Origin of the sequence: Nostoc sp., from assembly GCF_036917155.1 — a bacterium.
Classification (GTDB): domain Bacteria; phylum Cyanobacteriota; class Cyanobacteriia; order Cyanobacteriales; family Nostocaceae; genus Nostoc.
Map to the genome: position 1 here is coordinate 45,643 of NZ_JBALDZ010000218.1, position 20,568 is coordinate 66,210.

21 protein-coding genes and 4 pseudogenes are annotated in these 20,568 nt (G+C 43.3%); 13 read left to right on the top strand and 12 right to left on the bottom strand.

Annotation, left to right across the window (positions count from 1 at the left end; genetic code table 11):
- Positions 1-21 precede the first annotated feature (21 nt).
- Complete coding sequence (locus V7K67_RS28975; protein WP_334708451.1) at positions 22-489, bottom strand: Crp/Fnr family transcriptional regulator; 468 nt, start codon at positions 487-489, stop codon at positions 22-24.
- Between the two features lie 393 nt (positions 490-882).
- On the opposite strand from V7K67_RS28975, the gene V7K67_RS28980 reads away from it, so the two are divergent.
- From V7K67_RS28980 to V7K67_RS29025, 10 genes and pseudogenes are all read left to right on the top strand, one after another.
- Positions 883-1,509, top strand: a complete 627-nt coding sequence (locus tag V7K67_RS28980) for a pentapeptide repeat-containing protein (RefSeq protein ID WP_335169480.1) — start codon at positions 883-885, stop codon at positions 1,507-1,509.
- A gap of 368 nt (positions 1,510-1,877) precedes the next feature.
- Entirely contained in the window at positions 1,878-2,465 is a 588-nt protein-coding gene (locus V7K67_RS28985; RefSeq protein WP_334708449.1) for a Uma2 family endonuclease, read from the top strand.
- Between the two features lie 127 nt (positions 2,466-2,592).
- Entirely contained in the window at positions 2,593-3,456 is an 864-nt protein-coding gene (locus V7K67_RS28990; protein ID WP_334729832.1) for an alpha/beta fold hydrolase, read from the top strand.
- A 348-nt stretch (positions 3,457-3,804) separates the two neighbouring features.
- Complete coding sequence (locus tag V7K67_RS28995; protein ID WP_334733718.1) at positions 3,805-4,179, top strand: PspA/IM30 family protein; 375 nt, start codon at positions 3,805-3,807, stop codon at positions 4,177-4,179.
- A 188-nt stretch (positions 4,180-4,367) separates the two neighbouring features.
- On the top strand, positions 4,368-4,586 hold the full coding sequence (locus V7K67_RS29000; RefSeq protein WP_335169483.1) for a hypothetical protein: 219 nt from the start codon (positions 4,368-4,370) through the stop codon (positions 4,584-4,586).
- Positions 4,549-4,863 (top strand): J domain-containing protein, encoded by a 315-nt coding sequence (locus V7K67_RS29005; RefSeq protein WP_334733720.1) that lies wholly within the window; start codon positions 4,549-4,551, stop codon positions 4,861-4,863. Before V7K67_RS29000 ends, V7K67_RS29005 begins: the two co-directional genes overlap by 38 nt.
- A 57-nt stretch (positions 4,864-4,920) precedes the next feature.
- Positions 4,921-5,539: pseudogene (locus V7K67_RS29010) on the top strand (Uma2 family endonuclease).
- Positions 5,540-6,183: 644 nt separating this feature from the next.
- Positions 6,184-7,641, top strand: a complete 1,458-nt coding sequence (locus tag V7K67_RS29015; protein ID WP_334708453.1) for a glycoside hydrolase 100 family protein — start codon at positions 6,184-6,186, stop codon at positions 7,639-7,641.
- Positions 7,642-7,924: 283 nt separating this feature from the next.
- On the top strand, positions 7,925-9,433 hold the full coding sequence (locus V7K67_RS29020) for a 16S rRNA (cytosine(967)-C(5))-methyltransferase (protein WP_335169485.1): 1,509 nt from the start codon (positions 7,925-7,927) through the stop codon (positions 9,431-9,433).
- A 57-nt stretch (positions 9,434-9,490) separates the two neighbouring features.
- The gene (locus V7K67_RS29025) at positions 9,491-9,913 is read left to right on the top strand and encodes a tellurite resistance TerB family protein (protein ID WP_334708442.1); all 423 of its coding nucleotides are present in this window, start codon (positions 9,491-9,493) and stop codon (positions 9,911-9,913) included.
- Between the two features lie 47 nt (positions 9,914-9,960).
- Here V7K67_RS29025 and psb35 read toward each other — a convergent pair whose 3' ends face one another.
- The 3 genes and pseudogenes from psb35 to V7K67_RS29040 form a co-directional block, all read right to left on the bottom strand.
- Complete coding sequence (gene psb35 / locus V7K67_RS29030; protein WP_334708441.1) at positions 9,961-10,191, bottom strand: photosystem II assembly protein Psb35; 231 nt, start codon at positions 10,189-10,191, stop codon at positions 9,961-9,963.
- A 181-nt stretch (positions 10,192-10,372) separates the two neighbouring features.
- A complete protein-coding gene (gene ruvA / locus V7K67_RS29035; RefSeq protein WP_265269913.1) occupies positions 10,373-11,005 on the bottom strand; it encodes a Holliday junction branch migration protein RuvA in 633 nt (210 codons plus the stop codon).
- Positions 11,005-11,355 (bottom strand): annotated as a pseudogene (locus V7K67_RS29040) (sucrose-phosphate phosphatase); the annotation flags it as partial. The pseudogene V7K67_RS29040 and the gene ruvA, both read right to left, overlap by 1 nt.
- 21 nt (positions 11,356-11,376) lie before the next feature.
- Here V7K67_RS29040 and V7K67_RS29045 point away from each other — a divergent pair.
- Positions 11,377-12,189 (top strand): sucrose-phosphate phosphatase, encoded by an 813-nt coding sequence (locus tag V7K67_RS29045; RefSeq protein ID WP_334733723.1) that lies wholly within the window; start codon positions 11,377-11,379, stop codon positions 12,187-12,189.
- A gap of 21 nt (positions 12,190-12,210) precedes the next feature.
- On the opposite strand, the gene V7K67_RS29050 is transcribed toward V7K67_RS29045, so the two are convergent.
- The 3 genes and pseudogenes from V7K67_RS29050 to V7K67_RS29060 form a co-directional block, all read right to left on the bottom strand.
- Positions 12,211-12,639, bottom strand: coding sequence for a WD40 repeat domain-containing protein (locus tag V7K67_RS29050; RefSeq protein ID WP_334733726.1), 429 nt, complete (start codon positions 12,637-12,639; stop codon positions 12,211-12,213).
- Positions 12,613-12,744, bottom strand: a pseudogene (locus tag V7K67_RS29055) (IS701 family transposase); the annotation flags it as partial. The pseudogene V7K67_RS29055 and the gene V7K67_RS29050, both read right to left, overlap by 27 nt.
- 44 nt (positions 12,745-12,788) lie before the next feature.
- A complete protein-coding gene (locus V7K67_RS29060; protein ID WP_335169487.1) occupies positions 12,789-13,094 on the bottom strand; it encodes a hypothetical protein in 306 nt (101 codons plus the stop codon).
- Between V7K67_RS29060 and V7K67_RS29065 the strand changes: the two genes are divergently transcribed.
- Complete coding sequence (locus V7K67_RS29065) at positions 13,084-13,788, top strand: Uma2 family endonuclease (RefSeq protein ID WP_335169489.1); 705 nt, start codon at positions 13,084-13,086, stop codon at positions 13,786-13,788. The two genes, V7K67_RS29060 and V7K67_RS29065, sit on opposite strands and share 11 nt — an antisense overlap.
- Positions 13,789-13,834: 46 nt before the next feature.
- Here V7K67_RS29065 and V7K67_RS29070 read toward each other — a convergent pair whose 3' ends face one another.
- The 3 genes from V7K67_RS29070 to V7K67_RS29080 are packed head-to-tail and all read right to left on the bottom strand — an operon-like array spanning position 13,835 to position 15,022.
- Complete coding sequence (locus V7K67_RS29070; protein WP_335169491.1) at positions 13,835-14,131, bottom strand: transposase; 297 nt, start codon at positions 14,129-14,131, stop codon at positions 13,835-13,837.
- Between the two features lie 16 nt (positions 14,132-14,147).
- Entirely contained in the window at positions 14,148-14,822 is a 675-nt protein-coding gene (locus V7K67_RS29075; protein WP_335169493.1) for an RNA-guided endonuclease InsQ/TnpB family protein, read from the bottom strand.
- Complete coding sequence (locus V7K67_RS29080) at positions 14,813-15,022, bottom strand: helix-turn-helix domain-containing protein (RefSeq protein ID WP_335169495.1); 210 nt, start codon at positions 15,020-15,022, stop codon at positions 14,813-14,815. Before V7K67_RS29080 ends, V7K67_RS29075 begins: the two co-directional genes overlap by 10 nt.
- A 150-nt stretch (positions 15,023-15,172) precedes the next feature.
- On the opposite strand from V7K67_RS29080, the pseudogene tnpA reads away from it, so the two are divergent.
- Positions 15,173-15,671, top strand: a pseudogene (gene tnpA / locus V7K67_RS29085) (IS200/IS605 family transposase).
- On the opposite strand, the gene V7K67_RS29090 reads toward tnpA, so the two are convergent.
- The gene (locus V7K67_RS29090) at positions 15,648-15,845 is read right to left on the bottom strand and encodes a hypothetical protein (RefSeq protein ID WP_334730260.1); all 198 of its coding nucleotides are present in this window, start codon (positions 15,843-15,845) and stop codon (positions 15,648-15,650) included. The pseudogene tnpA and the gene V7K67_RS29090 sit on opposite strands and share 24 nt — an antisense overlap.
- 423 nt (positions 15,846-16,268) lie before the next feature.
- Positions 16,269-20,381 (bottom strand): PAS domain-containing protein, encoded by a 4,113-nt coding sequence (locus V7K67_RS29095; RefSeq protein WP_335169497.1) that lies wholly within the window; start codon positions 20,379-20,381, stop codon positions 16,269-16,271.
- Positions 20,382-20,568: the final 187 nt, after the last annotated feature.

Below are 20,568 nucleotides of genomic sequence, written 5' to 3' on the forward strand. Positions count from 1 at the left end.
GTTCGGAAATGAGTGCTGAACTTACTCTCTGTTAAAAACCCCCGGATTTGTTCGTGGGGGATTCGTTACACTCATGTCGTCATTCAATCTGCGAATCAGACGAGATAACTCACGAATGATATTTACGGCAATTTCGGGAGTTTCTTCGATCGCATCATAAAGTTGCTCTTGCGTCAGTTCTAAAAATTCACAAGGTTCCAAAGTCGTTGCAGTGGCGGAACGAGGTTGAGTATCAAATACTGCCATCTCACCAAAGTATTTTCCCTGTTCCACCTCTGCCAACTGTTTGTTCCCAATGTGAACTTTAACTCGACCTGACACCACAATATAGAGCGATCGCCCTTCCTCTCCCTGCCTAAAAATGGTGTAATTAGCTGGAAATGACAATTCGTTCATCACTGAAGTGAGCCGCACAATAAAATCATCCCGCAATTCCTTAAAAATCGGGACTCGCCGGACAAATAATAAACGGTCAACACTGGTTAGCATAATTACAAGTTAAACATCAAACATTACTGTAAATTTTCAAACCGAAGCCAGAGCGCAATTAGTCATATTAACCGATGTTGAACGCTAGTAGCCAAAAATATCTCAAAGTTTACCGACAGAAAACTACTTATACCGTTTCTTTGTGAAGCTGTATAGAATTCACCCCCCAGCGATCGCCCGCCGTCCCCCCGATGCCTTGGGCAGGGCTGATTCATTCCACAAAAAGCTTTAAAAATCATCCAAAAAGATTCATTAATCACTTTAATTTATCAATATGAATACAAATAATATTTGCTCTTATCAATCAAGTTATCTAAAGTGAGAATAAAGCACATTATCGATGGCTCTTATAAAAGCAAGCCCACCATTACAAACCATAATAGGAAGGAACTAATGAATCAATCAAACTCTAAAAAATTAACTCAGTGGTTCGTAACAGCAGTATTCCTGGTAGTTGTAGCGGGATTTACCCTGCTTATCCAGCCCAGCGCTAGAGCGCAAACACTAACACCATCCATATCCACGGAATCTGAACTAGCTCCAGTTGAATCGCCAATGGAGTCTGTAACAGCACCAGTAATATCTCCGGTTGTATACCCAATAGTGTCTGTGGCGACAAACGTTAGACATTTATTACAAACCAATGAATGTGTTGGCTGTAACCTAACTGGGGCAATGTTAAAGGATGCAAACCTGCAAGCAGCAAACTTAGAGGGTGCTAACTTGCAAAATGCAGACTTAGAAAGGGCTAATTTACAGCAAACAAACTTACAAGGGGCTAACTTTCAAGGAGCAGATTTAGGCAAAGTAAACCTTTTGGGAGCGAATTTGGTGGGAGCAAACCTATTTGATGCAGACCTAGAAAAAGCCAATCTCCTGGGAGCAAATCTGCAAACGGCTAACTTACAAAACGCAGATTTAGAAAATACAAATCTGACAAATGCAAACATCCAGGGAGCTAACCTGATGGGCGTTGATTTGCAAGATGCAATCAGACCGGAAGGATTCGCTATTCAGTAATTAAACTGAAGTTATCTGTGCAAATTTAATAATAAACATCAAAAGCCTGATTCAGCCATGAATACAGGCTTTAACTAATAGATATCTCCAGAAATTAAATATGCGTTATCCAGAATCCTTGTAGAGACGTAGCAGTGCTACGTCTCTACATTCATTTTCACCAGATGTCTAATAGATATCTCCAGAAATTAAATATGCGTTGCCAAAAGCCTTTGTAGGAGCGTTCCTGTAGGGTATGTCTATTGTGAGTGTATTGTAAATTAAGATGTCTCACCCGTTTTACAAGAAAATTTAGTGGAAGATGGGCAACAGCAATGGATACAGATGGTAAGCTAGAAAGTACATAACAGTTAAATCAGTGATGTCCCATGAACGTTGTCACACCAAAGCGATTCACGATTGACGAATATCATCGGCTGATTGAACTGGAATTTCTAAAGGAGAACGACCGCATCGAGTTGATTTGCGGAGAACTAATTCAAATGGTAGCGAAGGGTACGCCTCATACAGTCTGCGGCTCTATCTTATGCCGTCAATTGGATCGATTGTTGGGCGATCGCGCTGTGATTCGTGGACAAGATCCGATTACTTTGTCAAATCAAAGTGAACCTGAACCAGATGTGGCGATCGCACGGGGCAAAGATGAAGATTATCTCGCCCATCATCCCTATCCCGAAGATATTTTTTTAGTGATTGAAATTTCAGACTCAACCTTAGATTACGACCAAACAACAAAGTTAAAAATCTACGCAGAAGCCGGAATTTCTGATTATTGGATTGTCAATTTAAATGTTCGCCAACTTGAGCGTTACAGCCAACCATATCAAAATGCTCAAGGTGAATTCAATTATCTCACCAAGCAGATATCTTTGCCACATCAATCAGTTGCGGTTCCTGGATTTGAAGATGTCTTATTAGACTTGAGTCGGATTTTTCCCACGGTTGTAGGTAGCTAGTACAAGAAGGCAAAAGTAAAAAGAAAGAATGCTTATTTTGTAAGCTTTCTGGCTATTTTAAATGGGTGGTTTATTTACGCCGTGTTGTACTAGTCGTAATGAATAAAGATTTAAGTCTTTTCTCAAAATGAATTCATACACTGAAACAGAATTCTTTGTTGGTGCTATTCCGTACCAAATGTACGTTCAATATTACCGGCCGAATCAAGACCAAAATTCAGTTCCTATTGTGCTTTTACATGGTGCCTTTCATACAGGTACTTGCTTTGTCAAAACACCCGATAATCGTCAAGGCTGGGCAGCATATCTGGCAGAACTTGGCTACCCAACCTATATTGTTGACTGGCCAGGGCATGGTCGGTCGGGCTGTGTGCCAGACTTCCCTGTGATGTCATATCAACGGGTAATCAATGCTACAGTTGCGCTACTCCAACGGATTGGCCCAGCTGTGATTCTTACCCACAGTATGTCTGGTGTCGTTAGTTGGCAGACGGCACAAACTCATCCCAAACTTGTTAAAGCTATTATCGGCATTGCACCAAGTTCACCAGCCGATTTATTACCAGTTATCACAAAAAACTCTTCTTTGGCTTTTCCCGAAGACCGTCCACGTATCCAGTCGCGTGAAGATGCTAAAAAGTACTTCACCAACTCAGATACTTTTCCGCAAGAGGCATTTGAGAATTACTTTTGCAGTTTGACCGCTGAGAGTGCGCGGATGAGCAACGAACTCAGAAATGTTGAAGGACAAGGGCTTTATATTGGCGACCCTCAGATACTATATAGTATTCCCATCTGTGTGATTACGGGCGACCAAGACCCGCGCCATCCTCGTGAGACAGATGCAAAAACTGCAAAATACTTTCGGGGTGATTTCATTTGGCTTCCTGAAGTTGGCCTCCCTGGTCACGGTCATCTGCCAATGCTTGAACACGGTAACTTAGCGATTGCTGACCTGTTTATCAATTGGCTGCATACCAAAGGGTTATAGTTAAAAGCAAAAGTCAAGGCTTAAGTAATTTTTACGAAGACGCAACAGTATAAATTAGTCTACGCTCTGGGTAATAAGGTTACTCAGATAAGTTTATGGGACTTTACGACCAAAATCAATCATCACAGGATGCGCTACGAAAGTTACCAAGCCCCTTCGGGGCGGGAACAGGGAACTCTTAACAGGGAACAGAAAAAAAATTAGCCCCGAATACAGGGTTTAAAGCCCCTAAATTTATTTATGAAAAGAGATAAAAATATTTGAAACGAGATGGCGTCAGCCACGATGTTTCAATGTGTCCTTGTACAAATCCCCTGATTTTAATTATGGGGATTTCCCTGTTGCCTGTTGCCCGTTCCCTGTTCCCTTTTAAGCGAAGGAGTAAGCCACTCCAGAGTAGCCCAAGAAATTGCCCAACGAGACTATGCAAAAGCTCAAGCCGAAGCTGATAAATGGGAACAAGAATATCAACTTGCTTTGAAAGGAAGTAATCAGGATTTAATTAGTCAAGCAAAATTCCAAAAGGAACGATACCAAGCAATTGCTAGTAGACTAAAAAAACTTGTAGGGGAACAACAACCACAAGTAGACGCAATTAAAAGTAGTTTGAAATCTTGGGAACAAAAGGTTTCAGAAGCACAGAATAAAGTATTAAGTAGCAAGGGAGCATCCTGTTTTGGCGGATCGCCCTGCGCTAAGGCGCACGCTACGCGAACAGACTAGAAGTCTGGGGCTATACAAACAAAACCCGCCTACGCGGGTTTCAGAGAGTCCGCGCAGGCGCAATACGGTTCGGATAAGGTTTTTTGATGACAAGCCTGATTATTAGACATCTCCAGAAATTAAATATGCTTTACCCATAACCCTTGTAGAGACGTAGCAGTGCTACGTCTCTACATTGTTTTTCGGAGATGTCTATTGTAGAGACGGCGATTTATCGCGTCTCTTGCCTTAACCGAACCGTATTGGGCGGGATGGGACTAGCCGGCGGATTTGGCGCTGTTGGCATTATTGGTACAGCTCCTGTCGTTGGTGCTGGCGCTGTGGCTGGTGCAGCTGCTTATGGCGCTTTTAAAGCCATAGCAGAGGGAGATGCAGCGGCTTTCGTTACAATATCTTTCTGGGTGTAATCCCGTTGCTTTCAGCCCTGATGGTAAAACGCTGGTAAGTGGCGGTAATGGCGGAAGCATCAAGATTTGGAATGAATTTACTCTCGACTCTGGATTATTTGGGGAATGGTGGGAAGTCTTGGGTGTAAATCAGAGCGATCGCCCCAATGTTGTTAAACTTGCATACCGCCGATTAGCAAGATTGTATCATCCTGATGTCAATAGTTCTACAATTGCAAAAGCCTCAATGCAAGCAATTAATCAAGCTTATAAAGAATTCCAGGAGCAGAGAATATAAAGTTAGTAGTTTATCGATACTAGTCAAAATATGAATAATGTTTGAGGAAATAGTGTTATGTTTCAACATTTAGTAGAGTCGATAAAATTTGAAGAATTCGTCGAATGGAAACCGGAGAATGGCAGATATGAATTGCATAAAGGAGTCATAGTTGAAATGCAGCCGACAGGAGAACATGAGTTAATCAGAGCATTTCTAATTAGAGAACTAAATTTTGAGATTCGGAGGTTTAATCTAGCTTATTCTATTCCGGCTCAAGCATTAGTCAAATCTGTTGATAAAAAATCTGGTTATATTCCAGATGTGCTGGTATTGAATATCCCGAACTTAATTAATGAACCACTTTGGAAAAAATCATCAACAGTTACTCAAGCAGCATCAATTCCATTGGTAGTAGAAGTTGTGAGTACAAATTGGCGAGATGATTACTTTCTCAAATTCGGGGAGTATGAGGAAATTAGGATTTCAGAATATTGGATTGTTGACTATGCCACTCTTGGTGGAAAACGGTTTATTGACAATCCTAAACAACCAACAATATTCAGTTTGCAGATTTGTGGAAGGCGAATACCAAGTCACTCGGTTTCGTGGTAATGACCGAATTCAATCGCCAACTTTAGGAGAGCTAAATCTAACTGCTGAACAAGTATTTAAGGCTGCTTCGGGAGAACAGTAGCCCTGTCAAGGTGACACGATCTCGTTACCATACAGAGCATGGGAATGCCCATAAGCGAGGCTCTGCTTATAAGCTGTACTTCCTATAAACACCCCCATTTCATCTGTCAGCAGGGTAATATATTTAACCCTTGAGAAGTATTGACATATTAAGTTTTTCGAGCGTCATCTTGCATATTCTAAAAAAAAGTTATAAATTATTAGATAATAGGGGAATAATCTGACTTCTTAGTGTCAAAAACTAATCCTGCTCAAGTAAATATACTGTAACTAGTTTTAACTTCACACAAACCCGAAACAGCACTGAAGATATGTTTTTGTTTGGTAAAGCAAAAATTCTAGGTATACAACGAAACAATAAATAATCTAAAAATATATCTTATGTGACTGTTTTTCAGAATCATGTTACTACTTGCGGTGGAGAGCAACAACGATAATTAACCAAAAGAGTAATAGATGATCAGCAATTAACTAACAATAAAGCTGCATAAATGTCAGCAGATTGATTCATTGTTAGTTGATTAATATTTCTCCAAATTATATTTTCTATTCCCAGAATACTTTTTGTTATGCTGAGAATAGCAAAAATAATAAATGAAGACGCATCTACCACAAATTCACAACCAAAATGGAGTTATTCTGGCGATGCACCTAAACGAATTGGAAACTACTGAAAATTTAAAAGAAGTGGAAGAAGCTTGGCAAGCACTAGAAAAATCAATTCTCTACTATCAAGGCCGCCCTGTTGGGACAGTAGCGGCTTATGATGCCTCTGTAGAGGCGCTCAATTACGATCAGTGCTTTGTCCGGGATTTTGTCTCTTCTGCTCTAATTTTTCTGATTAAAGGTAGAACAGATATTGTTCGTAATTTCTTAGAAGAAACCTTAAAGTTACAGCCTAAAGAAAAGGCATTAGATGCCTATAAGCCAGGACGAGGATTAATCCCAGCTAGCTTTAAAGTGATCTCAGAAAATGGGCAAGAATCTTTAGAAGCAGACTTTGGTGAACATGCGATCGCTAGAGTTACACCTGTAGATTCTTGCCTATGGTGGATTATTTTGTTGCGTGCTTATGTAGTAGCCACAGAAGATTTTTCTCTCGCCTATCAACCTGAGTTTCAAAATGGGATCAGGTTAATCATGGAAATCTGCTTGGCCAATCGTTTTGATATGTACCCAACACTGTTGGTTCCAGATGGTGCTTGTATGATTGACCGTCGTATGGGCATTTATGGGCATCCTCTAGAACTACAAGTTCTTTTCTACACAGCATTACGTGCATCTCGTGAACTGCTAATTTGTCAAGGAAATTATGATATTGTTGCAGCCATTGATAATCGATTGCCTCTTTTATGCGCTCATATCCGCCAGCATTATTGGATAGATATTAATCGCTTGAATGCAATTTATCGTTTCAAAAGTGAAGAATATGGCAAGGCTGCTGTTAATTTGTTCAACATATATGTAGATTCTGTTCCCTATTATGAATTAGATAAGTGGTTGCCTAAAAAAGGTGGTTATCTAGCAGGTAATGTTGGTCCGTCGCAGCTAGATACTCGTTTCTTTTCACTCGGAAACTTAATGGCAATCATTTCCGACTTAGCCACCGAAGAACAGTCACAAGCGATTATGACTCTCATTGAGGAACGATGGGATGACTTGGTGGGAGATATGCCAATGAAAATTTGTTTCCCAGCTTTAGAACATGAAGAATACAGGATTGTAACTGGATGTGACCCAAAAAATATTCCTTGGTCGTACCATAATGCTGGTAGTTGGCCAGTTTTAATGTGGATGTTGGCAGCGGCGGCGGTGAAAACTAACAAAACAAGTCTTGCACAAAAAGCGATTGAAATTGCCCAACCACGCCTCATTGAAGATGAATGGCCAGAATATTACGACGGGAAGAAAGGGCGACTAATTGGGAAACAAGCTAGGAAATATCAAACTTGGACAATTACTGGGTTCTTATTAGCAAAAGAACTGATGGCAAACCCCACATATTTACCATTAATTAGCTTTGGAAAATTACCGGCAGAACAGGTTTCTAGAGCGTGTGAGTTTGAAATTGCCAGTGTAGTAGACCCGTATATGTCTCGATAGGGAAGTTAGGAGTTAGGAGTTAGGAGTTGGGAGTTAGGAGTTAGGAGTTGGGAGTTAGGAGTTGGGAGTTAGGAGTTGGGAGTTAGGAGTTGGGAGTTAGGAGTTGGGAGTTAGGAGTTAGGAGTTGGGAGTTAGGAGTTGGGAGTTAGGAGTTGGGAGTTGGGAGTTAGGAGTTAGGAGTTAGGAGTTGGGAGTTAGGAGTTAGCAGTTAGGAGTTAGGGGTTAGGAGTTAGGGGTTAGGAGTTAGAATACAAAAGCCTTCTGACTCCTGAATCATTTTTTCATGAAAAACCCCCGTCAACTAGCTTTTATCGCCTTACGAGATGTTCATAAGGGGGCTTATGCTGATGTTGCCCTAGATAGAGTACTGCAAAAAATTGATTTGGCTGATTGCGATCGCCGCTTGGTGACAGAATTGGTTTACGGGAGCGTCAGAAGGCAACGCACCCTCGATACTCTCATCGATCAACTCGCTAAAAAGAAATCTCATCAACAACCACAAGACCTTCGCACTATCTTACATCTGGGTTTTTACCAGCTGCGTTATCAAGAGCGTATTCCCGCCTCAGCTGCCGTTAATACCACAGTCCAACTCGCTAAAGAAAACGGTTTTTCTGGACTTACAGGTTTTGTTAACGGTCTATTACGCCAGTATCTCAGAAAAGTAGGGGAGCAAAGGGGCAGAGGGGCAGAGGAGCAGGGGGGCAGGGGGGCAGAGGAGAAAGATTCTTTGTCACTTCCCCAATCCCCATTACCCCTTATCCCCAGAGGGGGCCCCACCTTCCCCAATCCCCAGTCCCCAGTCCCCAGTCCCCAGTCCCCAGTCCCCCATTTTGATCCGTTACAACTTCCAGAAAACTCAGTGGAACGCTTGGGCATTTTACACAGTTTTCCTAACTGGATTATTCAAGTTTGGTTAGAACAACTGGGTTTGACGGATACAGAACAGCTGTGTGAATGGATGAACCAATCACCAACAATCGACTTGCGTATTAACCCGCTTCGCACTTCCATTGAAGAAGTTGAGACGGCGTTGCTATCTGCTGGTGTTTTGGTGAGACGGATTCCTCATTTACCCCAAGCTTTAAGATTAATTGGTAGTGCTGGGTCAATTCAAAAACTACCGGGTTTTAAAGAGGGTTGGTGGACTGTACAAGATAGTAGCGCCCAATTAGTAGGGCATTTGCTTGACCCTCAACCAGGTGAGGTGGTAATTGATGTTTGTGCTGCACCAGGGGGTAAAACAACCCACATCGCCGAGTTAATGGGGGATAGTGGTAAAATTTGGGCTTGCGATCGCACTTCTTCTCGTCTTCGCAAACTCCAAGAAAATTCTCAACGGCTGAATTTACAATCTATTCAAATTTACACTGGCGACAGTCGCCACTTCAACCAATTTCAAAACAACGCAGACCGCCTATTACTTGATGCTCCATGTTCCGGTTTGGGAACCATGCACCGTCATGCTGATGCGCGTTGGCGACAGACACCAGAATCCGTCCGGGAACTTTCGGTACTACAACAAGAATTGATAACACATACATCAAATTTTGTCAAGCCTGGTGGTGTACTAGTTTATGCCACCTGTACATTGCATCCAGCAGAAAATGAACAAGTAATTTCGGCATTTTTAGCTAAGTCACCTAATTGGCAAATTGAGTCTCCCAAAGGTCTTGAGTTACCTGATTCTGCCCAGATTGCGCCACAAGGATGGTTTAAAGTCTGGCCCCATCGTCAGGACATGGATGGCTTTTTTATGGTGCGCTTAAGAAAAACCAATAATTCCGAATGAATACTGTTTGGGATTGTACGATTTGGTTGAGGCCTGAATCTACCAGAGGAGGCAGCAATGGTTTCCCCTTCCAATGTGAAAAACTTAGTTAAAATCCTGATTGGAGCAGCCTGGATCGATGGCAGAATCCAGCCAGAAGAACGGCAATATCTCCGCGAAATAGCTCAAGCAAAAGGTTTAGCTAACGACCCAGAAATTAAACCTTGGCTGTACGAATTAGTTCCTGTGCAGCCAAAAGAATGCTACGACTGGGTGCGGGAGTATTTAGGCGATCGCCCCAGCCTTGAAGATTGTGAAAATCTAATTGAAGCCATTAGTGGCTTAATTTATAGCGATGGTGAAGTAGCCGTCGAGGAAGCCAGACTCCTGACAGAATTGCAGGATATAGCGAAGCCGAATGAGTCAACTCAACCGGCTCATACTGCGCTTCTCAAACAAATTCAAAAGCTTTACCGTCGTTGGGTTGAGGTGCAAAACTAATCATAGTCAAAAGTCTATAGTCTAATAACTAATGACTAATAACTAAATTATGACTTCGGTTCACCCAGACCCGGAGTTTCTTCTTTATCAATTTTAGGCACAAAATCAGGACGCTCTTTGCTTTCCCAACCTGCGGGGCGTTTCGAGTTGTACCAAGCTATTGACCCAATAGTGACAGCAGCAATAAAACCAACGACATACACCAAGGTAAAAGCCACAGGAAAATGGGGAGCAGCATCTATAGCTGGTGCTGCTGTTTGCATAAAAAATAAATGCATGAGTATATTCTCCAACGTTAGGTAACACTACTTAACACAATATAAGATGAGCGTATCACCTAACATCCCTCCGAAGTTTAGTTTGAGCAACTTGATATTGCATCAGAAAGGGTAGGGGCAGAGGGCAGAGGATGAGGGAGATGAGGGAGATGAGGGAGATGAGGGAGATGACCAATGACAATTAAACTTGTTCGCTGCTGAGATGAGCGATCGCTTGTTTAATCCAATCTTCAACATAAGCATCTTTGGGTAGTCCGATGTCTTCGCTGACTACATGCAGGGCGTGACTGACCTCATGGGCAGTGTATCCCAAGGCGAAGAGGGTCATTTGCACCTCTTCGAGAATTCCTGGTGCTGGCCCGCCTGTGGCGACGAAGAAGCCGGCTGATTTACGCCATTCGACTAATTTGCTTTTCAATTCCAAACAGATGCGTTCAGCGATTTTTTTACCGACACCAGGAGCCTGAATTAAGATTTGTGTATTGCCAGCGATTATTGCTTGGACTAAATCTGGTAGTTCCAGAGTGTCCAGGAGGGCGATCGCTAAGGCTGCACCAATACCTGTGACAGTCAGTAAGTGGCGAAATAAATCGCGTTCGGCTGGGGAAGCAAAGCCATATAGAAACGGCACTTCTTCACGAATTTGGAAATGGGTAAAAATTTGCGCCACTCCTCCCGACTCTGGTAACTGGTTTGCTAGGCGTTGGGGAACTTGCAAATCATACCCCAAGCCATTTACTTCCAGAGTCAGAATCACGCGATTAGCGCCAATTGTTTGGATACCAGCGACTATACCTTTTAAATAACTAATCATTACAAGAGACCAAAATAATTTAAGCCTTCGATAATTCCACCTGCACAAAAACATGAAGCCAGGTAGCGGTAGTCTGCGGGATACTCATTGTGCCATTGGAGTAACTCTTTGCGGGCATTCCCCACAATGATGCCCCGTTCGTTGCCTACAGCAAATAAAGCAATATCATTACCTGAATCACCACAGACAACTGTTTGTTCTGCTGCAAATTTCCACCTTTGGCGTAAAAATTGCATTGCTTGACCTTTATCGCTGGTGCGGGGTATAATGTCAAGGTCTATATCGCTACTGTAGATTAACTTTACATTTAATTTAGATTTCTGCAACTCTGCTTCAAGTTGTGGTATGACCTATATAGTAAGGTATGCAGTGTGAAACAATTCCTTATAGTTAGCGACCTCGACTATACGCTGGTGGGTGATGATCAAGCAATGGCAAGGTTAAATCAACGGCTAGAACAGCATCGTCAACAGTACAAGACAAAAATTGTTTATTCAACTGGGCGATCGCTTTTTCTTTACAAAAAGCTTACAGATAAAAAAGCACTTTTAGAACCAGATTTACTTATATGTGCTGTAGGTACGGAAATTTATTACAGTAGCAGTAATACTCTAGATTCTAAGTGGTCAGATCATCTCTCTGAAGGTTGGGATAGAGACTTAATTGTAGAGATATCTAAAGATTTTCCTGAATTAAAGCCCCAGCCAGAGAGTGAGCAAAGACCTTTTAAAGTTAGCTATTTTAATGAAAAAGAAATCTCTGGAAATTGTTTATCAGACCTAGAGTCTCGTTTGCTAAAGAAAGGATTAGATATTCAAGTTATCTGTAGCTTTGGTAGCTCTACTCATATCAACAACCTTGGTAATAACTACAAAGATGGTAAAGATGTAGAGATTCAAGTTCTAGATATTCTGCCACGTAAGGCTAATAAAGGTATGGCAATGACCTTTGTACGCGAAAATTTAGAAATAGATGTAGAACAAACTGTTGCTTGTGGCGATTCTGGTAACGATATTGCCCTGTTTGCTGACAAGAAAGAAAAAGGTATTATCGTCGGTAATGCAAAACAGGAATTGCTGAAATGGCATGAAGCTAACCCAAACCCAAATCGTTACTTAGCAAAAGCTCAATTTGCAGCTGGAATCGAAGAAGGTTTGCAGCATTTTGGATTTTTTGAAGAATAAAACTTAATTGTTGAGTTAAATTTAATTCGGCCCACCAGGATTTTCTGGAATTTTTCTATCCCTTGAAGCCCCCAGTTCTTCCAGCGCATCCATTTGGGCTTCGTCTAAATTCTTAACGCCAGAAATATTCATACCCTGATATAGGTTGCCAAGTTCTATAGTATTAATACTAATATTAATATCTCCATTTAGATCCCAAAACTTGATAGTCTGATCTTGACTACAGCTAATAAGCTTATTGCCATCAGGACTAAATACTACAGACTCTACAGCAAGCTTATGTCCTTTGAGTGTCTTGTGAATCTCACTTTTCCACTCATTATTATCTGCCTTAATTAAGTTCCATAGCGTAATAAAGCCACCATGTCCAGCACTAGCGATCATTGGTTTTTTGGGATTAAAAGCCACAGAAAGTATTTTTTGCTTTTCATTTTTTAAATAATTATTAATTTTATCATGACTAATATTTTCTAAGTGTGATGCTAAGTTAGTAATAGTATAGTTGATTTGGCTACTAAGTAAATATTGACAATAATCTAGCTCGGTAAATTTCATCTGAAATAATCATCAACAATTAAAATATTATATTTATTATTTTCTCATTCAGGTAGAATCATCATATTTTTATTACTTATGATGCTTTTAATCTGCCTTTCAACGACCTTTGTTTTGGATAAGCAAAACTTGCAATGCTCCGCAGGAACCGCTTTATAGCGATCGCTATAAGGTTTATGATTACCAGTCCCAAAAATGAAGGCTGAAACCCTCCCACAGAGCGTCAACTGACCTCGCTTCATATTCAAGGTGCGGCTTGCCGCACCCAGACCGATTGTGCCAGTTGCGTAAGTCCTGACTACGATACAATCAATTAAACCACCTCTACTGCCTGCGATCGTGGTCAACACGTCTCCACAACATCCAACTCCAACTGATTCTACCTCCGACATTCCGCCTCTTGAGAGTGGCGATCGCCTCATTCGTCCAGAGTTTGAGCGTCGCTATAATGCCATGCCCAACCTCAAGAAAGCTGAATTAATTGAAGGAGTCGTTTACGTGGGATCACCTTTGCGCTTTGAAACACACGCCGAACCGCATGGTAATTTAATGATTTGGCTGGGAAATTATAAAGTAGCCACGCCTGGTGTCAGACTAGGCGATAACCCAACTGTGCGGCTAGATTTAGACAATGAACCCCAACCTGATGCCATTTTGTTAATTGATGTAGCGTGTGGCGGATCATCTCATCTGGGTACTGATGGTTACGTGGAAGGTGCGCCAGAATTAGTAGCAGAAGTTGCCGCCAGCAGTGCTAGCAAAGATTTGTATGATAAAAAACGTGCCTATCGTCGCAATGGCATTCAGGAATATATTGTTTGGCAGGTTTTTGAGCGGACTGTTAGTTGGTTCAGCTTGCAAAATGGTGAATACGTAGCACTGATACCAAATGCGTCAGGTATAATTGAAAGTCAAGTCTTTCCGGGATTGTGGCTTGATGTATCAGCATTAGTTGCGGGAAATATGCAACAAGTTTTAGCAGTGTTGCAGAAAGGGCTAAGTTCAGCAGAACATCAGACGTTTATTCAACAGATAAGTATGTGAACTAGTGACATACTCCCCGCACCGCCCTTCGGGACGGTGGGGGCTTCTAGATGACTCCTGCTATTGCATCGGACATTTCTCTAGCTTTAAGGACGGGATGCCCCGCCGCCCTATGTTTTATATTTCGCGCTGCGTTGTGGTCGCGGTCGTAACTAGCACCACACTGGCAGGTGTGCCATCTATCGGACAGTGTCTTTGGAACTGTCGCGCCACAATCAGAACACTCTTGGCTTGTACCTCGTGGATTAACCGCTACTACCAAACACCCAGCACTTACAGCCAAGGTATTCAGAATTTGTAGAAATTGACCCCATCCAGCATCGGTTACGGACTTGGCAAGCATAGACTTTGCCAGTCCCTTAATATTCTTGATTGTCACTCGTTACCAAAAATGATTTCAACCCCATGTCAATACCCACAGTGTTATCCAGCGCGGGGATGACATCAGTTTTAAGGTGAGGTACGGTTACATCTTCTAGACTAAGACTGATATACCAGCCGTCAATTTTGTGGGTGATAGCGGCGGTTTTGATTTTGAAACCATCCGGTAGGGGACGGTGCAAAATCATCTTCAGCTTGCCGATTTTGGGTAATTGAATGAATTTACCCTGTATGTGTTCTGGCTTGATGGGGTCAGGAAATGCAAGTGAATGGTAACGCCCTTTACCTTTGAACCTGGGACGACCAGATTTTTTACCATTGCTATCTCCTTTTAACCACCTGTCAAACGTCTTTTCAACCCGTGCGATTACGTCCTGTAGCGTGTGGGATGGAAGTTCTTTGTATTCCGGGAACAAAGCTTTACTGTTGGTTAAATCCCGCTTCTGACTGTAGTAATCAGGTTTATCCTTTAGTGGTGCGATACCGCAAGAAATAATAGAGCAACGGTCAACATCGCAACGGTTTTGTTCCCACCAGTTGAAGCGTTCCGCCAATCTGTAGTTGTATTGACGACGCGATAGTTCTAGCCAGTGTTCAAATGTGGCTATTTGTTGCTTAGTCGGTCGTAGACGGTACTGGTAGGCTAGGCGCATTTAACGAGTACTAATAAATCACCAATTTCACAATCAAGTGTCAGGCAAATCTTTTCGAGCGTATCAAGAGGGATGGATTTGGCTTTGCCATATTCAATTTTTTGAACATTAGCAAGCGACATCTCTAGCTGTCGTGCCAATGCGTTTTGAGACAACCCTTTGGCTTCTCTGATTTGTTTTAGTCTGATTTCCACGGGCATATCCTTTACTACCTACTGAGAGTATAACCTAATAATAGTAGTCTAGCCATTAGTATGTGTTAGGGGAATCAGACTGTTAGATAACCAACTACCATAAGGCTAGCTATTGCATTAACTACTAATAGTAGGTTATAATAAATATAACTTCGTATGACTTACAAATCAACAGCTAGGTCTATATCTGATTTAAAAGCGCATTTGGTTTTGACTTGCGTTGTACCGTAAGAAAGTAATCACGCCTGCTATGCTGACTCGATTGAGTGAACTAGTCAATCACATATCCCAGAAATGGGGTTGCGAAGTCGTTGAATTTAACGGCGAAAGTGACCACGTTCACCTGTTATTCCGGTACTATCCACAGATGCAACTATCGAAGTTCGTCAACGCCTTAAAGTCCTACACAAGTCAACAAATTCGCAAAGAGTTTTTGATGGAAATTAGGCGCGTCTATTGGGGTAAACCCGTGTTCTGGAATAGTGCTTACTTTGTCGCCTCGTGCGGTGGGGTGACTGTCGAAGTTCTAAAACAATACGTGCAAAACCAAGATTCCGCAAGTTGCGCCCAAGACAAAATGGCGATTCCGACGCTCGAAGACTCGCTAACGCTTCGCTATCACCCACCCCACTCACCCCGTCAACCTAACGGTTGACATCGGTTCAGGGGTGTGTTCGTCATCGCCCCGCCATTCTTCCCATCGCCGCCCTTCGGGACGGCGTGGGGCTGCTGGCGGAAATAGCTCAGACTTGCCTACGGCTGAAGTTGATCGCTCCCAATTCGTCGGGAATAGCCTCTCTTGTCTTCGTAGTACTAGAAAGTCTGACATTCCCTCCTCTTGTCAGGAGTCCTGGTTCCCAAGACCCAAATCTTTCTCTTGCGACATATATTTATTAGCTTGGTTTTCGCTTGTGGCATTGATGGTCAAGACACCCACTATAATACCCGAAAAAATTGCGGATTCGTCATACATCTGGAAGAAAGTTTTTACTTGGGTTTTAAATCAATTCCAGATGCAATCCTCACTTCGTGACGCTGTTCGCGAACATCCCCCGCTCACAATACCTACCATTAGACATCTCCGAAAATGAATGTAGAGACGTAGCACTGCTACGTCTCTACAAGGATTCTGGATAACGCATATTTAATTTCTGGAGATATCTATTAGAGTACATTGAAGGTGGGGACTTCCGCGACACTTTAAAAAGAGTTAAACCGAATCATTTTGAGGAATGGTATTATTTAGTTGAGTCTACGTCAGTGCCACCACAGCTTGAACTAACTCTTCTGGATCGAGGGGCTTGGTAACGTGTCGTTGATAACCACTGGTTATAGCTCGCTCGTAATCATCAACTCTGGCATAAGCAGTCAAAGCGATCGCGGGAATCTCTCCCCCTTTTTCGGGCGTTAAGGTGCGGATCTGTTGAATCAGGGAATAACCATCGACTCCGGCCATTCCAATATCACTGACTAAGACATCGGGTTGAAAAGACTCCAGGTTTGCCAATACTTCTACCGCAGAGGTAACAGTCAGGACTGTAGCTCCGTATTCAGTAAGCAATACTGTTAGTAGTTCACGGGCATCGGGGTCATCATCAACTGTGAGGACTCGAATCCCCGTGAGTTCGAGTGCTGGTTGTGGCAACTCATCTGGCTGCTTGATTTCCGGTTCAACATTCAGCAGTGACAACTGGACTGTAAAGGTGGCTCCCAAGCCAACACCTGGACTATCAGCCGTGATGGTGCCACCGTGAGCCTCAACCAACTGCCGGACGATCGCTAACCCCAATCCTAACCCTCCATACTTGCGAGTAATTGATACATCTTCCTGACGGAATGACTCAAAAATATACGGGAGAAAGTCTGGGTTAATGCCAATGCCCGTGTCACTGACGATAATCTGTGCTTGATCGTCAACTCGCTCTAGTCGGGTTTCTACGCGTCCTCCCTTGGGAGTAAACTTGATCGCGTTAGAAAGTAAGTTCCAAAAGATTTGTTGAAGGCGGTTGGAATCTCCAGAGACCTGCCCAATATTTGCCAGCACAGAATGCAACACAATAGATTTGGAAAGGGCTGCTGTATTTACTGTGTCGAGCGCAGATTCAATCACAAATGCCAAATTCACAGGAGTAGCATCGATGCTGAGTTTGCCGCGCAGAATCTTGGCTATATCGAGTAAGTCATCAATCAGCTGAGTTTGCAGTTTTGCGTTGCGTTCGATGGTGGCTAAAGCTTCAGCCGTTTTGCTTTCACTAAATTTGCGGGTTTGCAGCAGTTTTGTCCAGCCGAGAATCGGGTTAAGAGGCGATCGCAATTCGTGGGAGAGAACGGCCAGAAACTCATCTTTGATGCGATTGGCGCGTTCGGCTTCGGCTCTAGCTGCTTGTTCTAGTTGCAATAGGCGATCGCGTTCGATTTCAGCTTGTTTGCGATCGGTAATATCTCGTGAAATCAACAAGATTCGTTCCAGCTGCCCAGAGGCATCCAAAATCGGGCTAACGACCACTTCCCACCATTTCGGAGTGCCTTTTACAGTTGGGCAGTATCCGCTAAAAATGCTGACTTTGCCTGTGTTAGTGGCAGCAAGCGCCTCCTCTGCCTGTTGCCGAGAACTGCCTTCCCAGAAACAGAGCCATTGATTATTGAGATAGGAATTTAAGTCGTCAATTTCCATCAAACACAGTCCACCTGTATTCATGTACAGGAGCCGCCCATCGAGGCTTAATACCTTGATGCAGTCAGAACTGCTGTCCAAAATACGGTTTTTAAATTCTTCACTCTGGCGCAGGGCTTCTTCAGTTTGTTGGCGAGTGGTGATATCTCGCCAGGTGGCAACAAATCCATCTCCAAATTTAGCTACGCGGATATCAAAGGCTCTAACTAAGCGTTGTTGTCCGTAATCATCCTCATAAACTAGGCTGTCTTTAATGAGCGGCTGTCCTGTTTCTACTACCTGGCAGTATTCACCAAACAATCCACTGTCACGATGCCCTGGTAGTAATTCACACAATCCCCGTCCAATCTGCTGCTCATAAGTCATTTGATTGTTGAAACAAGCCGCATTATTGACATATTCAGTCACAAAATCGACAATCTGTCCCTGCTCATTTCGTACAGCACGGTATACCCCAAAGCAGTCCAGCATATTTTCAACCGAGGTGCGGAAGCGTTCTTCGCTCTTTCGCAGAGCAAGTTCTGCCTGTTTACGCTCGCTGATATCATGATGGATGCCTGAAAGGCGGAGTGGATTGCCCTGTCGATCCCGCGAAACTACTTTTCCGTGGTTGGCAATCCATTTCCACTCCCCAGACTTGGTTAACATTCGATATTCAAATTTGTAAGATACCGAATCGCTCTGAAGATGGGCATTCAACCGTTCCATTACCCAAACTTTATCGTCAGGATGAATCAGTCGCTCCCAACCGCTAAAGTCCCCAGGTAAATCTCCTTGCTCATATCCCAGCATTTCTAGCCATCGGGAACTTAAATAATCTTTATTAGTAACAACGTTCCAATCCCAGAGACCGCCACCAGAACCTTCTAGTGCCATTTGCAGGCGTTCTTCACTCTCTCGCAAGGCTTGCTCTGCCTGTTTGCGTTCGCTGATGTCTTCGGCAATACCTGCAAACCGATAAATCTCTCCTGTTTCATCTCGAAGGGGAAAGCAGCGATCGTGAACCCAGCGAATACTACCATCGGGTAGAATAATCCGGTATTCTTCATCAAATTTACCTGCGACAGCTTTTTCATAAAACGCTCTGTCTGTCGCTTCTCGATCTTCTGGGTGGATGCGATCGACCCATGCTTGTTGTCCTTGATACAATTCCTGCGGGTTTAATCCCCACAGTTTTTTATATGCAGGACTGACATAGCTGACTCGGTTTTCGCACACTTCTCTGATCCAGAACACCGCATCAATATTTTCTGCAAGCTGCCGAAAACGTTCCTCACTCTCACGCAGAGCTTCGGTTGACCGTTTGCGTTCGGTGATATCTAAATCGATACCCGCCATCTGAATCGGTTGCCCGTGTTGGTCGTAGAAGACCTTGCCCTGGCTGAGTGCCCACCGAATCGTACCGTTGGGATATACTACTCGAAATTCAATGTCATAGTCTTCTCCGGTGACGACAGCACGCTCGACGGCTGCTAGAACGCGATCGCAATCTTCAGGGTGCAACCGCGCAACAAACATCTCGAATGAGCCGTCAAACTCTCCTGCTTCCAGTCCAAATAAGGCTTCTAGGTTATTCGACCAGGAAATTTTTCCCGTTTGGATGTTCCAGTTCCACGTTCCCATCCGCGAAGCTGATAGTGCCAATCGCAGCCGTTCGTCACTCTGCCGTAATTCTGCTTCTACCTGCTGGCGTTCCTTTAGTTCGCGCTGTGCCTGCTGATACAGTTCTGCCTGTCGCAAGGCGATACTCATCTGAGTTGCCAACTCTTTAAGCAAGTCAATTTCTAAGGGCTGCCAAAATCGAGGGGAGGTACAATGATGAGCAATTAGCAATCCCCAAAACTGGTTATCTTGCAGAATTGGTACAACCAGATGAGCTTTGACTTGAAACTGTGCCAACAATTCACCGTGGCAGGGGTCAATACTGCGATCGTGAATATCTGATACTGCTGTTACTTGCCCCTGATAATAGCGTTCGATATAATTCTTGATAAAGGCGGGATCGTTCCTGACAGGTTGCGGTCGATTCGAGGCAATGTAGCTTTCAGCGAGGCAGGGATCGTACATAGTACACGAGAGCAGCGATCGCCACTCTGCCCCAACTGATTCTGCTACTACTGTGCCACGACCGTTGGATTTTAACCGAAAAACCAAGACCCGATCGGTGTGCAGAAATTCTCGCACTTCGGTTACGGTTGTCTGAAGAATTTCATCCAGATTTAGGGATTGGTGAATTTTGTGGGTAATATGTGAAACTACGCGCTCTCGTTCAATACGCTGTTGTAGTTGGGTGCGTAGCTGCACTGTTTCAATCGCCCCATTGACTGCTATTTGCAGCCCTTCTGGGGTAATTTGCTCTTTGACAAGATAATCTTGTGCGCCCGCTTTGATCGCCTTAACTGCGATCACCTCATTGCCCTGCCCAGTGACGACAATCACAGGTAGGCAAGGCTGTTGGGTCAAGAGTTGCAATTGTACCAGAAATTCCAGTCCGTCTAGGTCAGGCAGTCGATAATCAAGCAACACTACATCGGGCTGATGTTGCTGCCAAAGTTCTAGCCCTTGTTGTCCCAGCGTTGCTTCTAGGATAGTGTAAGAATATTCGCGATCGCGCAGCAAATACCGCCGATAGAGTTCTCGATCTTCTGGCGAATCATCGACAATTAAGAGAGTGCGCTGTTGCTGAGACATCGTGAATTAATTAATCGAGTGTCAGAAACCCATATTCCCCAGGTTGGCATAGAAAAAGTGGTATTTTTCAATAAATGCTAAAACCCTTATGATGCCAGGATTTTAACATACTTGATAGACTTTATTTGGTTGCTCTTTACATCAGCTTTGCATTAACTCGTTTGATGGTTTTGATGTATATTTTGCT

Coding starts and splice junctions, on each gene's coding strand:
- psb35 (WP_334708441.1), bottom strand. CDS start 10,191: ATGCATTTATTTTTTATGCAAACAGCAGCACCAGCTATAGATGCTGCT.
- V7K67_RS29080 (WP_335169495.1), bottom strand. CDS start 15,022: ATGCCCGTGGAAATCAGACTAAAACAAATCAGAGAAGCCAAAGGGTTG.
- V7K67_RS29005 (WP_334733720.1), top strand. CDS start 4,549: ATGCAGCGGCTTTCGTTACAATATCTTTCTGGGTGTAATCCCGTTGCT.
- V7K67_RS28985 (WP_334708449.1), top strand. CDS start 1,878: ATGAACGTTGTCACACCAAAGCGATTCACGATTGACGAATATCATCGG.
- V7K67_RS29025 (WP_334708442.1), top strand. CDS start 9,491: ATGGTTTCCCCTTCCAATGTGAAAAACTTAGTTAAAATCCTGATTGGA.
- V7K67_RS29090 (WP_334730260.1), bottom strand. CDS start 15,845: ATGTCAGACTTTCTAGTACTACGAAGACAAGAGAGGCTATTCCCGACG.
- ruvA (WP_265269913.1), bottom strand. CDS start 11,005: ATGATTAGTTATTTAAAAGGTATAGTCGCTGGTATCCAAACAATTGGC.
- V7K67_RS28975 (WP_334708451.1), bottom strand. CDS start 489: ATGCTAACCAGTGTTGACCGTTTATTATTTGTCCGGCGAGTCCCGATT.
- V7K67_RS29015 (WP_334708453.1), top strand. CDS start 6,184: ATGCACCTAAACGAATTGGAAACTACTGAAAATTTAAAAGAAGTGGAA.
- V7K67_RS28990 (WP_334729832.1), top strand. CDS start 2,593: ATGAATTCATACACTGAAACAGAATTCTTTGTTGGTGCTATTCCGTAC.
- V7K67_RS29000 (WP_335169483.1), top strand. CDS start 4,368: ATGTCTATTGTAGAGACGGCGATTTATCGCGTCTCTTGCCTTAACCGA.
- V7K67_RS29020 (WP_335169485.1), top strand. CDS start 7,925: ATGAAAAACCCCCGTCAACTAGCTTTTATCGCCTTACGAGATGTTCAT.
- V7K67_RS28980 (WP_335169480.1), top strand. CDS start 883: ATGAATCAATCAAACTCTAAAAAATTAACTCAGTGGTTCGTAACAGCA.
- V7K67_RS29095 (WP_335169497.1), bottom strand. CDS start 20,381: ATGTCTCAGCAACAGCGCACTCTCTTAATTGTCGATGATTCGCCAGAA.
- V7K67_RS29070 (WP_335169491.1), bottom strand. CDS start 14,131: ATGCTTGCCAAGTCCGTAACCGATGCTGGATGGGGTCAATTTCTACAA.
- V7K67_RS29075 (WP_335169493.1), bottom strand. CDS start 14,822: ATGCGCCTAGCCTACCAGTACCGTCTACGACCGACTAAGCAACAAATA.